The organism is Blautia sp. HCP3S3_D9, assembly GCF_052063845.1.
Lineage (GTDB): Bacteria > Bacillota > Clostridia > Lachnospirales > Lachnospiraceae > Blautia_A.
The window spans coordinates 1-14,576 of sequence record NZ_JBQHWS010000093.1 but is presented as its reverse complement, the minus strand read 5'-3'; the positions used below and the strand labels follow the sequence as shown (position 1 = coordinate 14,576).

Below are 14,576 nucleotides of genomic sequence, written 5' to 3'. Positions count from 1 at the left end.
CACTGTATAGAGTTTGGCAGTAGAATCATTATAGTTTCCGGTTGCCAGATGCACATAACGGCGGATTCCTGTCTCTTCTCTGCGCACAACCAGCGTGATCTTGCTGTGTGTCTTAAGACCTACCAGGCCGTAGATTACATGGCATCCTGCTTTTTCAAGTTTCTTCGCCCATACGATATTGTTCTCTTCATCAAAACGCGCTTTCAGCTCTACCAGTACAGAAACCTGCTTGCCGTTCTCTGCAGCCTGTGCCAGAGCCGCAATGATCGGAGAATTTCCGCTGACACGGTATAAAGTCTGCTTAATAGCCAGAACATCCGGATCTTTTGCTGCCTGACGCACGAAATTTACAACAGGGTCGAAGCTCATATAAGGATGATGCAGGAATACATCTCCCTCACGGATCACCTGGAAAATATCTTTCTCATTCTGGAATTCCGGTACAGGTGCAGGTTGATACTTCGGTGTCTTGTAAGCATCAAAACCATCTGCGCCATATACTTTCATCAACATGGTAAGATCCAGAGGTCCATTGATCTCGAAAATATCTGCCTCTTTGATATCAAATTCCATCTTCAGGATCCTCAGCAGACGTTCATCCATCTTATCCTCTACTTCCAGACGGATAACTTCGCCCCACTGGCGTTTCTTTAACTGACGCTGAATCTCCACCAGCAGATCCTCTGCCTCATCTTCATCAATGGTAAGATCCGCATTACGCATAATACGGTAAGGATGTGCACATACCACATCATAACTGAGGAAAAGTTTATCAATATTTCTTTCAATGATCTCTTCCAGAAGGATCACTGTGGTATCGCCATCTTTCTTCGACGGGATCTGTACCACTCTTGGGAGCACAGACGGAACCTGTACAGTAGCAAACAGAAGCTCTCCTGCTTTATCTTTCTTGTTGAGTTTATCACTCTTCTCTTTCTTGGAGATCAGAGCGCCGATATTCAATGTTTTATTTCTGATCAGCGGAAACGGTCTGGAAGAGTCCATCGCCATTGGCGTAAGTACCGGATATACATTGTCCTCAAAGTATCTGTCCACAAATGCCATCTGTTCTTCTGTAAGATCTTCATGGGCAGCAACCAGATGCATGCCTGCTTTCTCCAGCGCCGGGATCAGGGAACGGTTCAGGGTATTATACTGTACATGAACCAGTTCATGGGTGCGGGCACTGATTTCTTTTAACTGTTCTTTGGCAGTCATTCCTGCGATGTCTGTCTTATGATATCCTGCATGTACCTGATCCTTAAGGGATGCCACACGCACCATGAAGAATTCATCCAGGTTAGATGCAGTAATACTTAAAAATTTCAGTCTGTCAAATAAAGGAAGATTTTTATCTCTTGCTTCACTCAGAACACGCTCGTCAAATTTGAGCCAGCTCAGCTCACGGTTTACGAAATACTCTTTTTTTTCAAATTTTCCAAGATCCATAAGTTCATCCTCCTTTATGCTCTGCCCTTACGCCTGAGAACCAGACGAATGCCAAATACTTCTTCAAAAAATGCGACTTTATCTTTCAGCAGTCCCAGTTCCAGGGAAATATCCTGTGCGGAATCCACGATCATCTGCAGTTCTCTGTCCTTGAGCGCTGTCTTGATCCCTTTTACTTTCTGATAATGGCTTCTGTCCATGGCATTTGCCAGACGAAGAATCGCAGTCATCTTTGCTACCTTGATATAGCTCTCTCTGTCAATCGCCATTCCCATACTGTAAAGTTCATCGTAGTGAGCAAACGCAGAATTATTGAATCTGACCGCACACGCGATCATCTGGCGTTCCAGAGAGGACAGACCGATAATATCTGTGGACATAATGATCTGATAAGAACACTCAGAAACATTTTCCATGCTGATATATTTGCCGCAGTCATGGAGCAGTGCCGCGATCTGCAGTAACAGACGTTCTCTTGAACCCATGCCATGAACTTTCTTCATGCTGTCAAAAATATTCAGGCAGAGATTCATCGTTCCCTGAATGTGACTCTTACTGCTGGAATAGCGTTTCGCGATATTCTTTGAGGTAACCAGAATATCATTCTCGAAATTATGCACACTCTTGATAAATTTCTTTTTCTCTGCAAAATCATATGCAATTCCATCCAACAGAGAAACACCCGGAGCCCAGAGAGATTCTGCGTTAAAAATATCGATAAAGTTTCTGCACACTACCATAGTCGGTACTACAAGGGACGCATACTCCGGATCGATCTCCATTTCCTGAGCCAGCAGATCAACAGATTTTCCTACCGTATCCTCATAGCGTTTCATAAATTCTTCCCTTGTAATGATCTTATCTTCCATTTCCTCCTGGAAGATCATATCCGTGATGAAATCTCCCATCAGGATCACATTCTTGATATCCTTGTCTTTCAGATATAGACGCTGGAAGCTCATCAGATCATTTCGGATAAATTCCTCAACCAATTTATCATAATGAATGGTTGTTTTCTCCAGTTCCTGCAGCCGCTGGCGGATTCTTAAACTTCCCATCTTCAGTCCCTGAGTAGTGACCAGCGCATCTTTGTCAAAAAGGGAAACCTGCAGGCTGCCGCCTCCTACATCCAGGATCGCAGTTCCCTTCTGAATCATCTTCTTGAATCCTTTTTCAATGGCAGCAATAGATTTATATCCGAGGAAATGCTGTTCTGCACTGCTCAAAATCTCAATCTTAAGTCCTGTCCGCTGATAAATCTGTTCCAGGATGATCAGCGGATTCGCAAGTTCTCTGAATGCACTGGTACCGCAGGCGCGGTATTCATTTACACCAAAGTCCTGCATCAGACGTTTAAAGTCATTGAGTACCTCACACAGAACTTTCAGCATTTCTGAATCGATCTTTCCTCCGGAATAAACGCCCTTGCCCAGTTCCAGACTGTATCTGACATCATTCAGTTCCCGGAACCCGATTCTCTTTGACATCTCAAAGATCTTCATACTCACTTCATAAGACCCGATGTCAATGGCCGCAAATGTCATAACTGCCATATGTGTTCCCCCTTTGCTTTGTTATATTTATTCTTCCGCAACCCCCAGCAGATGGTCGATAAACTGCTGTGCCGTTCTTCCTGTAAGTCCGCCATGAGAAAGTTCCCATTTGTTTGCTTCCAGAAGCAGTTCCTCTTCCGGCATCTTGATCCCATTTCTCTCTGCAAGCGCCTTGACGATAGTCTGGAATTCCTTTTTGCTCGGTGCACCGTAGTAAATGCGGACACCGAAACGGTAAACAAGAGAAAGTTTCTCCTGTACAGTATCGGAGGAATGCAGATCGTCATCATCCATAATCTCCAATTTATCACTGGATTTCTCTCTTACCAGATGTCTGCGGTTACTTGTTGCATAGATCAGGATATTATCCGGTTTCTTCTCCAGACCGCCCTCGATAACAGCTTTGAGATATTTGTATTCAATCTCAAATTCCTCGAATGACAGATCATCCATATAGATAATGAATTTATAATTTCTGTTCTTGATCTGCGCGATCACATCATTCAGATCCTGGAACTGATGCTTGTACACTTCAATGATACGAAGTCCCTCATCATAATAACAGTTCAGGATGCCTTTGATACTTGAGGATTTACCTGTACCTGCATCACCAAAGAGCAGACAGTTGTTTGCTTTTCTGCCCCTTACAAAGGCTTCTGTATTCTCGATCAGCTTCTGCTTCGGAATTTCATATCCTACCAGATCTTCCAGTTTCACATGAGCAATTCTTGTGATCGGCTGGATTTCTACATTGTCATTCTCATCATGTCCAACACGGAACGCCTTATGTAAGCCCAGTTTGCCTACGCCGAAATCTTTGTAGAACTGCACCATATCTTTCATAAATTCTTCAGTAGTTTCTGCTTCTGCCAGAGTCTTGCTCAGGCTGCAGATACGGTCTCTGATACGAGAATTGAACATCTTGCTGTTGCTTCCTGTATTTGTGTAATCTGTCAGTATCTTACAGCAGGAAATGCCAAATGCTTCGTCCAGTACTGTCAGGTCGAAATCATATAATTCTTTGAATACTCCGAAATCATTCAGTGCCAGTTCATTGATACTTCCATTTACCGCACCTCTGATCTCGCAGGCTGTGCTGAATGCATTTTCATTATTTACAAGAAGAAATGTAAGATAACAGTGCCACAAATTCCCGGAAAATCCGTATGATCCGGCAGTTTCCACCAGTCCGTTGGCGCATTCAAAGAACAGTCCTTCTTTTTCTTTCAGATCCGGTGATTTCTGTTCCCAGGCAGTCATTAGCTCTGCCATCTTGTCCAGGATCTCACCATGTTCAAAGTTACGATATAATATACATTCATTTAATCTAGCCATTGTTGTTACTTCCTTTTTATCTTTATCCGTTATCCAGATATCAGGTTTTCTTTCTCTCTTCCCGTATCTGATTTCACATTGTTGTCAATACTAATAATTTCCCAGAATTCTCATTCTGCCAGTCTCTGCTTCGATTCCTCTCAGCGCATTCTTCACAGCACTGTCTCTTAAATTTCCCTCAAAATCCAGGAAGAATCTGTACTGCCAGTTCTTTCCCGTGATCGGGCGGGATTCGATTTTTGTCATGTTCAGACCATTGTAAATAATATGGGACAGCATATTGTAAAGTGTACCACTCTCATGAGGCAGTTCAAAGAAAATGCTGATCTTGTGCGCATCTTTCACATAGATTGGTTTCTTACTCACAATAACAAAACGTGTAGCGTTCTGTCCGTTATAACAGATATTCTCTGCCAGGATCTTCAGTCCATAGAGTTCTCCTGCCTGTCTGCTGGCAATAGCTGCCTGTGTTTTATCATTATCCTCTTTAATTCTCTTGGCAGAACCTGCTGTATTCTCCATTTCTTTTTTCTTCCAGTCCGGATGAGTTTCCAGATATTTTCCGCACTGTGCAAGAGCCTGCGGATGAGAACATACTTGTTTGATATCCCCAATTTCCGCATCCGGCAAGCCCAGAAGCACATGCTCCGGACGGATGATCTGCTCTCCAACAATGCTCAGATCATATTCTGTAAGAAGATCATAAATATCTGCCACGATCCCGGCTGTTGTATTCTCGATTGGAAGGACTGCATAATCTGCTCTCTCTGCCACAACCTCTTCCATCGCATCACGCCATGTTTTCACATGATAACTCTCGATATCATCATGGAAATATTCTCTCATGGCAGCATAGCTGTATGCACCTTCTACTCCCTGAAAAACAACGGTAACATCTTTCATCGGAAGTTCATCTACCATTTCCAGTTTCTCATCATCCTCGATGCCATGCTCTGTCAGAAGCTGATACTGCCTTTTACGGCTGATGGCCATGATCTGCTGAAAAAGCTCCTGCGCACCAAGTTCATTAAACTCTCCATGTGCTTTTTTACGCAGTGCTTCCAATTTCTGCCTCTCACGCTCCGGATCCAGAACCTTCTTTCCTGTGCGGATCTTATATTCAGCCACATCTTCGCACACCTTCATTCGCTGTTCAAAGAGACGGATGATCTCGCTGTCAATCTTATCTATTTCATCTCGGCAATCCTGTAAATCTATCATGTATCTTATTCCTTCTACTTTCTTTTATTGGTGTTGTTTCTCCACAATATCAGTCATCTCTCCGATAAAGGAAAGAGAACCAAACGCAATGATCACATCCTGCTCACCAGCTATTGCAAACGCTTTCTCTACTGCGGCCTGAATGGATGGCATAGCCTGAACATTCGGATTATATTCTCTGACAGTCTCTGCCAATTTCTCTGCTGGCAGTGCACGCACATTATCCGGAGTCTGGATCGTAAGGATCTGGTCTGCAAAATGTGCAGTTTTCTGAATCACGCTTCTGTAATCTTTATCAGCAAAAACTCCCATAATATAGATCAGGCGTTTTTCTTTAAAATAATGTTCAATAGAAGCTGCCATCATATCTGCCGCTGCAGGATTATGCGCTCCATCTACTACAAACAACGGTTTCTTACAGATAACTGTAAATCTTCCATTCCAGTGCGCATTCTGAAGTCCCTCTTTCCTCTGCCCTGCAGTAGTTGCAAAACCCAGCTCATTCAGCACTTTCAGGGCATTCAGGGCAACTACTGCATTCTCTTTCTGATATACACCCGCCAGTGGAATTTCATAATCTTCCCCATCATACCGGATAGTCTGCCCCAGACAGCTCTCCTGAAGCACCTGTATCTGTGAAGCATCTGCCACTGTACATTCGGCATGATGTTCTGCACAAACTTTCTCAATTACCTGCATTGCTTCCGGTTTCTGCATGGCAGTTACCACATGGCAGTGATCCTTTATGATGCCGGCTTTCTTCTCGGCAATTTGTGACAGGGTATTTCCAAGAAAAGACATATGGTCCATGCTGATAGAAACCAGCACTGCCAATAATGTGTTCTTAATGATATTTGTGGCGTCCAGATTTCCGCCCATTCCGACTTCTAACAAAACGAGATCACATTTCTCGTCCCTAAAAAACAGAAATGCCACTGCTGTCTCTATCTCAAATGCAGTGGGATGAGGATAGCCATCCTTTGTCATGGCTATAATGGCCTCTGCCACCTGTGTGATATATGCGGCAAAGCTCTCTCTGCTGATCCTGCTGCCTGCTACTTCCATCCTGCCTCTGTAGGAATACAAAGTAGGTGAAACATATCTGCCGATACGGTATCCTGCACCAGATAAAGCAGAATATAAAAAAGCAATGACAGATCCCTTGCCATTGGTACCGGCTACATGCACATATTTCAGATCATCCTGAGGATTTCCCAGGCGCTTCATCAGTTCGCGCATATGGTCAAGCCCCAGTACGCTTGGAATTTCCCGTGTGATTCTATCTATGTACTCCCGGCTCTCCTGATAATTCATAATAAACTCCTCTGTTTCTATGAGCCCGAAAATTATTTCATTACTATTCACATGCCACTATTCCAAGCCATACCATACAAAGCATATTACCGGATACGGACTGAACAGTAACATTATTTTCCACAGCTCATTTTCTTCCATAAACAAATCTATATGTTCCTGTCTATATATCGTAAAAACTAATTATTCCAGACAATAACACATGTGTTCTCATTATATCTTACACGTATGTTTTTTTCAAGGCAGGCAATACTAGAATCAGGTAAAATTTACGCGAAAATCGGGAGGTCTTTTATGAAAAAATCATTTCTGCTCTGCGGCTTGGCCGGATGGTGCATAGAGGTTCTCTGGACAGGTCTGCATTCTGCACTCTCCGGGGAACTTACCATGACAGGAAAAACCTCTCTTTTAATGTTTCCCATTTACGGATGCGCAGCTGTCATCCGACCTCTCTATAAGAAGTTTTCCGCTGTCCCGGTTATGATACGCGGATTCATTTATACTGTTGGTATTTTCTCCATAGAATTTATCAGCGGCTCTTTTCTGCGCTGTTTTCATATGTGTCCATGGGACTACAGCCAGGCGCCCCTGAACTACAAAGGACTGATTCGTCTGGACTATGCTCCACTCTGGTTCGGAACCGGATTATTTTTTGAAAAAATACTCAAAAAACTCTCTTGAAAAATATACAGGGTTATTATATGATGTTAAGAAGGATTACGTAGTAAAGTTCCTGAACCAACAAAATATGGAGGTATAAAATGAGACACTTAATGAGTCCACTTGACCTGTCTGTAGACGAGCTTAACACTCTTCTTGACTTGGCCAGTGATATTGAGAAACACCCTGATAAATACGCGCATGTCTGCGACGATAAGAGACTTGCCACTTTATTCTATGAACCAAGCACCCGTACCCGCCTCAGCTTTGAAGCTGCTATGATGAATCTCGGCGGTAAAGTTCTTGGTTTTTCTTCAGCTGATTCCAGTTCCGCTGCAAAAGGCGAAAGTGTTGCTGATACAATTCGTGTTGTATCCTGTTATGCAGATATCTGTGCTATGCGTCACCCGAAAGAGGGCGCTCCGTTAGTAGCTTCTATGGCTTCTTCCATTCCTGTTATCAACGCCGGTGACGGTGGTCATCAACATCCTACCCAGACATTAACTGATCTACTTACCATTCGTTCTCTTAAAGGACGTTTAGACAACCTTACCATCGGTCTGTGCGGTGACCTGAAATTCGGACGTACTGTTCACTCTCTGATCGAAGCACTTGTACGTTACACAAATGTGAAATTCGTACTGATCTCACCGGAAGAACTTCGTATTCCAAGTTACATCCGCGAAGATGTCCTGAAGAAGAACAACATCGAATTCCAGGAAGTTGAAAGACTTGAAGATGCTTTACCAGACCTCGATATCCTGTACATGACACGTGTACAGAAGGAACGTTTCTTCAACGAAGAAGATTATGTCCGCATGAAAGACTTCTATATTCTGGACAAACAGAAAATGGAACTTGCAAAAGAGGATATGTACATTCTCCATCCGCTTCCACGTGTAAATGAAATTGCAACAGAAGTAGATGCAGACCCGAGAGCAGCTTATTTCAAACAGGCTCAGTACGGCGTATATGTACGTATGGCCCTGATTCTCACATTACTGGAGGTAAAATTACCATGTTAAATGTTGGAGCACTTCGTGAAGGTTATGTATTAGACCATATCAAAGCCGGCAAGGCCATGACTATCTATCATGATCTGAAACTTGATAAACTTGACTGTACTGTTGCGATCATCAAGAACGCACGCAGTAACAAAATGGGAAAGAAAGATATCATCAAGGTTGAATGCCCGATCGAGAATCTTGATCTGGACATCCTTGGTTTCATTGACCACAACATCACTGTAAACATCATCAAAGATGAGAAGATCGTTGCAAAGAAAGACCTGAAACTTCCGAAACAGGTCGTAAACGTGATCAGATGCAAAAATCCTCGCTGCATCACTTCTATCGAGCAGGGACTTGACCAGATCTTCGTTCTCGCTGATGAGGAGAAAGAAGTTTACAGATGTAAATACTGTGAAGAGAAATATACCGGTAAGCGTAATAAATAATTTACCTGTATCTCATACGAATCATTACATAACCGGGAGCTATCGTTGTTCCCGGTTATTTTTATACAAAAAATCCCACCAACTGATTTAGATAATTTTCCACATCAGCAGTGAGATTTCAGTTTCTTATTATTTTGTACGCAATCAGACCGATAAGCCGGGTTATGTCATTGGGTAATCATCTGTCTAGGCCTTACGTTTCCATAAGGCTCAAGCGACCCACCTGAAAGCACGACGGGCAGCCGTATCGCTTTCTATTCGGTCTTGCTTCGAATGGAGTTTACATGTGCCCGGCCTGTTACCAGGACGGCGGTAGTCTCTTACACTGCCTTTCCACCCTTACCCCACAAGTGAGGCGGTTTATTTCTGTTGCACTGGTCTGGGAGTCACCTCCACCGGACGTTATCCGGCATCCTGCCCTGCGAAGCCCGGACTTTCCTCGTCTGAACCCTTTCGTCTGTCCAGCCGCGATTACCTGACCTGGTTGCGCAAGTGCTATTCTAGCACGTTTTTTTTTAGTTGTAAAGAAAGATCTTTACATTCGTGTCCAATTTTTATTCCCATGAGTACACGACACATACTTAAATTCTAACATATGCATGTAAAAGCTTACATAAATAGCAATATATGAGCCTCTGTAGCAATTCTATACATTGAAGCAGCTTCCGCCAATAAACTCTCTTAAGATCGAGTTATGCGGTACTGCCTCACTTGGCACCGGAACAAAATATTCAAAGAATTTCAGCAGTCTCTTCGCTTCTGTATACTCCGGCTCATTTTTATCAATCCCAAACAGAAGCGGCTCTGCATATACTTTCAGGCATGCCAGTTCATAGATCAGGGCAGAATTAAACATTACATCTGCCTCCTCCTGAAATGGAAAGATATTCTGCTCTTCTCCTCTGCGTACAGAAGGCCATCTCGCAATCGTCTCCTTCGCAGAAGTTCCTCTTGTACGGGCATCCCTTACGATCCTGCGGATCAGTCGTCCATCAGTGGTAGGAATCCTGTTATGCTCATCAATATTCAGCTGAGTCAAAGCACTGAGATAAATCTTAAATTTGCTCTCCTTTGGAAGTGCATAGCTAAGCTTATCATTCAATCCATGAATCCCCTCAATTACCAGAATATCATCTTTATCCAGCTGCAGAAAATCACCTTTATATTCCCTGGTTCCTGTTTTGAAATTGAAAACCGGCATCTCCACCCTTTTTCCTTCCAGAAGATCAAGCATATCTTTATTAAACTGCTCAACATCAATCGCTTCCAGACACTCAAAATTCTTTTCTCCAAACTCATCTACGGGAGTGAGATGTCTGTCTACAAAATAGTTATCAACTGCGATCGGATGCGGTTTCATTCCATGGGCAGCAAGCTGAATGGACAATCTGTGTGAAAATGTAGTCTTTCCGGAAGAAGACGGGCCAGCGATCATAACAAACTTCTTATTTCCAGCTGCCGCGATCTTAGATGCGATTTCTGAGATCTTTGCCTCCTGCATCGCTTCCTGGATCAGCAAAATGTCCTGAATACCGCCTCTGGTAACTTTTTCATTGAGATCCCCAACTGTCGCAATATCCAGTTTATCTCCCCATTCCTGAGATTCCCTCTGCACATGGAAAATCTTCTCCTGAGGTTTAAATTCAGGTATCCGATCCGGTTCATTCTGAGTCGGAAGCTGCAGCACAAAACCGCCCTCATACAGAAACAGATCAAACGTCTTGATATACCCTGTATGATTTGCCATAAATCCGTAGAAATAGTCCTCAAAACTTCCAATACTGTAAAGATTCACGGTAGAACTTCTGCGGTAATTAAACAGTTTCTCCTTGTCATACATATGATGCTTATGAAAAAGCGCAACCGCCTCACTGGTGCTTACACTTCTCTTTATGATAGGAAGATTCTCGTCTACGATCCTGTGCATCTGCACTTTTACCTTATCAATAAATTCCTGATCCAGTGCCATAGGTCCTTTCATTGTAAAATAATAGCCGCTGCCCACTGAATAATGGATCACTACACTGTCCACATTCTCCTGTCCTGCCACATCATAGATTGCCTTCAGAAGGATCATACTGGCACTTCTGCAATAAGTTTTGTGTCCGATTGGATCCTTTGATGTCACAAATTCGATCTCACAGTCCGCCTTCAAATGCTTATGCAGTTCTCTCAGTCTGCCATTTACGATCACCAGCATTACCGGCGCATCTGTATTTCCTTCGTATTCTTTTACAATCTCACTGTAAGGAGTTCTCTCCGGATATTGCTTTGTTTTTCCCTGTATTGTAACATTATACATTTTCTGTTCCATAAATCCTGCCTCCATTTCTGCTATGCCGACAAGTAAATATATTTACCGCTGCTCTGCAGACAACAGACCAGCCAAATTTCATATTATATGGTAAGAACCCGTATCACAGAATCGTGTACGGGCTCTTTACCTCTGCACAGGAAATTTTCAGATCTGGAAATGCCTGTGCCAGTTCTTTTTTCATTGCATCCATAAAAACATATTCAGTTCCATAGTGTCCGGCATCGATCAGCGCCAATCCCTGTGCAACAGTATCAATTCCTGTATGGTGGTCAATATCACCAGTTACATACACATCTGCCCCTGCCTTAATGGCATCTTGGATCATGCTCTTACCTGATCCTGTACAGACTGCTGCACGTTTCACCCTGCTATCCAGATCACCATAAACCTTTACATCATTTAGTTTCAGGGATTTCTTGATCAGCTGCGCATATTCTCTCAGAGTCATCTCCTCCGGAAGGTCTCCAACTCTGCCGAATCCCTGCACCTCACCATTTCTCTCCTCAGTTACAGAAAGAACTTCCGTATTGTGCATCTTTGTATAATCCGCACTTAAATCTGCCATGCCCAGCACATCGTAATTGGTGTGCATCGCATAATACACGATTCCTTTCCGGATCAATGTAATGATCTTTCTTCCTGTAAAACTGTGATTATTGATTTTCTTAATTCCTGAAAAAGTCATCGGATGATGGGTAATGATCATATCTGCACCATCCCTGATCGCCTCAGCCAGTGTCTCTTCTGTCAGATCCAGAGCCAGAAATACATGGCTGATCTCATTGGTATCATCTCCCGTGAGAAGTCCTATATTATCCCAGTCCTCAGCTGCATCGGCAGGATATTTCTTCTCCAGCCAGGAGGTCAGTTCATATGCCTTCATATTCCTTCAAAGCAGCAATAATAGCCTGCTTCTCCTCCTCTATCTCACCTGTACGCTTTTCGGCATTCGGTGCATTTTTTAATTTGTCAAGAATCTCATTGCGGATGCGAAGCTCTCTTTCCAGATATTCCTTCAGGATCGGATGTTTCCTCTCAAGGAGCATGCCGCCGAACCACTCTTCTAAAGTATAAGGCTCATCTGCAGAAATATGCTTCTTTTCTCCATGGATCACTTTCATCATAGGATAAAACTTTCCATCCTCCAGAACCATCTCTTCATCCACGATCTTCCAGCCAATCTCACTGATAAATTTGCGAAAATGCGGAATATCCGACTGAGGCTGCAGGATCATTTCCTGAAAACTCTCTCGGACTTCTGCTCCGTCAGTAAGTATCCTCTCCATGAGAGGGCCTCCCATTCCTGCTATTACAAGAGTGTCGCCCTCTCCCGGTTTCAATGCTTCCAGACCATCTGAAAGTCTGGTCTCTATGTATGCGTTCAGACCATACTGCGAAATATGTTCCTGTGCTCTGGACAGAGGTCCTTTTCTCACATCCATGGCGATCGCACCCGGTATTCTGCCATCCAGATAAAGAGATACCGGCAGATATCCGTGATCACATCCCACATCCACAAGTCTGTTTCCCCTGGTCACCAGGCCTGCTATTGCAGACAAACGTAATGAAAGCTGCATAACAGGCTCCTTAGTCCAGATAATCCTTCAGTTTACGGCTGCGGCTCGGATGACGAAGTTTACGGAGAGCTTTTGCCTCAATCTGACGGATACGTTCTCTTGTTACATTAAATTCCTTACCAACTTCCTCCAGAGTTCTTGCACGTCCGTCATCCAGACCGAAACGCAGGCGTAAAACTTTCTGCTCTCTGTCTGTCAGTGTGCTCAGAACCTCTACCAACTGTTCTTTCAGTAAAGTAAACGCTGCTGCATCTGCAGGTACAGGTACATTATCATCCTGAATAAAGTCTCCAAGATGGCTGTCCTCTTCTTCACCGATAGGTGTTTCCAGAGATACCGGCTCCTGAGAAATTTTGAGGATCTCACGCACACGATCTACAGACATATCCATTTCTTTTGCAATTTCTTCCGGCGTAGGTTCACGTCCAAGCTCCTGCAGTAACTGACGGGAAACACGAATAAGTTTATTAATTGTCTCAACCATATGCACCGGAATACGAATGGTACGTGCCTGGTCAGCAATTGCTCTTGTAATTGCCTGACGGATCCACCATGTTGCATAGGTACTGAATTTATATCCCTTACGGTAATCAAACTTCTCAACTGCCTTGATCAGACCCAAATTACCTTCCTGGATCAGATCAAGGAAAAGCATTCCACGTCCTACATATCTTTTGGCAATGCTGACAACAAGACGAAGGTTTGCCTCTGCCAGACGTTTCTTGGCAGCTTCATCTCCATTCTCCATTCTCTTTGCAAGTTCGATTTCCTCTTCTGCAGAAAGAAGCGGAACCTTACCGATTTCTTTCAGATACATACGGACCGGATCCTCGATACTTACACCTTCCGGAACAGAAAGGTCGATCTTGTCAAGTTCAATCTCTTCTTCGTCCAGTTTGTCAATATCTGCATCGTCATCATCCAGGATCATATCATCTGCATTGTTGTCTGTAATTCTAAGCACATCCACTCCACTGGCTTCCAGAAAGTCAAATACTTTCTCCATCTGTTCAACTCCCAGTGGCTGATCCTTAAAGAAATCATTGATTTCCTGGTATTCCAGTACATTTTTTTTCTTCTTGGCAAGCTCCAGAAGTTCTACCAGTTTTTCACTGAATTTACCCATATTCATTTCCATATGTGCTCTATACCTCCATATAGTGTTTATATTTTATCCTTATTCGAAAGAAATATGCAGCTGCTGCCGCTTTCTTCCGAGATCTTCCAATTCTTTCTTTGCTTTTATGATTGCCTGCAGTTCCTGCATGTCAGCAGGATTCCATTTCCGGTTTCTCTCTTTGAGACTCTCCTCCTTGATCCTGATCACAGTATCCGAAAAAGCCCGATTCTGTTCTTCAGGAGTTTCTAGATGAATTGTCGCATTAAACAGAGAAGAAACCTCCCTCTGCTCTTCACTGTCAATAAAAGCATTCATCAACCTTGCAGGATTGACATCGCCTTCCTTATGCTGCTGGTACAGCATCTCTGCCACCTGCCGGTATAGCGGAACTACGAAATCTGACGGCTGGATATACTGTTCAACCGTGTTAAAGATTTTCGGATATGTTACCAGCCAGGTAAGCATCAGTTTCTGTGCTTTATCCGATGCACTCTCCTTCTTCACCTGTCCACCTACTGGTTTCGGCTGAACTCTCTTCTCTGCCGGAGTTCCCTTCATGGCAAGTGCACCTACC

General features: G+C 43.5%; 12 protein-coding genes, 1 other RNA gene and 1 pseudogene. 3 read left to right on the top strand and 11 right to left on the bottom strand.

Translation table 11 applies throughout. The features are described 5' to 3' along the window. The 5 genes from ppk1 to ACTNES_RS15035 form a co-directional block, all read right to left on the bottom strand. A partial coding sequence (gene ppk1, locus ACTNES_RS15055; RefSeq protein WP_441039959.1) for a polyphosphate kinase 1 occupies positions 1–1,449 on the bottom strand: 1,449 nt, incomplete at its 3' end. A 14-nt stretch (positions 1,450–1,463) separates the two neighbouring features. After that, entirely contained in the window at positions 1,464–3,002 is a 1,539-nt protein-coding gene (locus tag ACTNES_RS15050) for a Ppx/GppA phosphatase family protein (protein ID WP_441039957.1), read from the bottom strand. Between the two features lie 27 nt (positions 3,003–3,029). Continuing rightward, positions 3,030–4,337: an ATP-binding protein gene (locus ACTNES_RS15045; RefSeq protein ID WP_441039955.1), complete on the bottom strand. Its 1,308-nt coding sequence runs from the start codon at positions 4,335–4,337 to the stop codon at positions 3,030–3,032. Between the two features lie 90 nt (positions 4,338–4,427). Beyond that, complete coding sequence (gene pheA, locus ACTNES_RS15040) at positions 4,428–5,558, bottom strand: prephenate dehydratase (protein WP_216459819.1); 1,131 nt, start codon at positions 5,556–5,558, stop codon at positions 4,428–4,430. A gap of 24 nt (positions 5,559–5,582) precedes the next feature. Beyond that, positions 5,583–6,872: a bifunctional folylpolyglutamate synthase/dihydrofolate synthase gene (locus tag ACTNES_RS15035; RefSeq protein ID WP_291817324.1), complete on the bottom strand. Its 1,290-nt coding sequence runs from the start codon at positions 6,870–6,872 to the stop codon at positions 5,583–5,585. 294 nt (positions 6,873–7,166) lie between these two features. On the opposite strand from ACTNES_RS15035, the gene ACTNES_RS15030 reads away from it, so the two are divergent. From ACTNES_RS15030 to ACTNES_RS15020, 3 genes are all read left to right on the top strand, one after another. Continuing rightward, positions 7,167–7,553: a putative ABC transporter permease gene (locus ACTNES_RS15030; protein ID WP_300333964.1), complete on the top strand. Its 387-nt coding sequence runs from the start codon at positions 7,167–7,169 to the stop codon at positions 7,551–7,553. 80 nt (positions 7,554–7,633) lie between these two features. Then, positions 7,634–8,557, top strand: coding sequence for an aspartate carbamoyltransferase (gene pyrB / locus ACTNES_RS15025; protein WP_291806666.1), 924 nt, complete (start codon positions 7,634–7,636; stop codon positions 8,555–8,557). Further along, positions 8,551–8,988 carry an aspartate carbamoyltransferase regulatory subunit gene (locus ACTNES_RS15020; RefSeq protein WP_216459815.1) on the top strand — a complete coding sequence of 146 codons (438 nt, stop codon included), beginning with the start codon at positions 8,551–8,553 and terminating at the stop codon, positions 8,986–8,988. The genes pyrB and ACTNES_RS15020 overlap by 7 nt, the downstream gene beginning before the upstream one ends. A 137-nt stretch (positions 8,989–9,125) precedes the next feature. Here the strand turns inward: ACTNES_RS15020 and rnpB are convergent. The 6 genes and pseudogenes from rnpB to ACTNES_RS14990 form a co-directional block, all read right to left on the bottom strand. Beyond that, positions 9,126–9,475, bottom strand: an RNA gene (rnpB, locus tag ACTNES_RS15015) — RNase P RNA component class A. A gap of 159 nt (positions 9,476–9,634) precedes the next feature. After that, positions 9,635–11,302 carry a nucleoside kinase gene (locus ACTNES_RS15010; RefSeq protein WP_291817326.1) on the bottom strand — a complete coding sequence of 556 codons (1,668 nt, stop codon included), beginning with the start codon at positions 11,300–11,302 and terminating at the stop codon, positions 9,635–9,637. 103 nt (positions 11,303–11,405) lie between these two features. Next, complete coding sequence (locus tag ACTNES_RS15005; RefSeq protein WP_441039951.1) at positions 11,406–12,188, bottom strand: Nif3-like dinuclear metal center hexameric protein; 783 nt, start codon at positions 12,186–12,188, stop codon at positions 11,406–11,408. After that, on the bottom strand, positions 12,175–12,882 hold the full coding sequence (locus ACTNES_RS15000; RefSeq protein WP_441039949.1) for a tRNA (adenine(22)-N(1))-methyltransferase: 708 nt from the start codon (positions 12,880–12,882) through the stop codon (positions 12,175–12,177). The genes ACTNES_RS15005 and ACTNES_RS15000 overlap by 14 nt, the downstream gene beginning before the upstream one ends. A 10-nt stretch (positions 12,883–12,892) precedes the next feature. Continuing rightward, a complete protein-coding gene (gene rpoD, locus ACTNES_RS14995; protein ID WP_216459811.1) occupies positions 12,893–14,020 on the bottom strand; it encodes an RNA polymerase sigma factor RpoD in 1,128 nt (375 codons plus the stop codon). 39 nt (positions 14,021–14,059) lie between these two features. Further along, positions 14,060–14,576: pseudogene (locus tag ACTNES_RS14990) on the bottom strand (DNA primase); the annotation flags it as partial.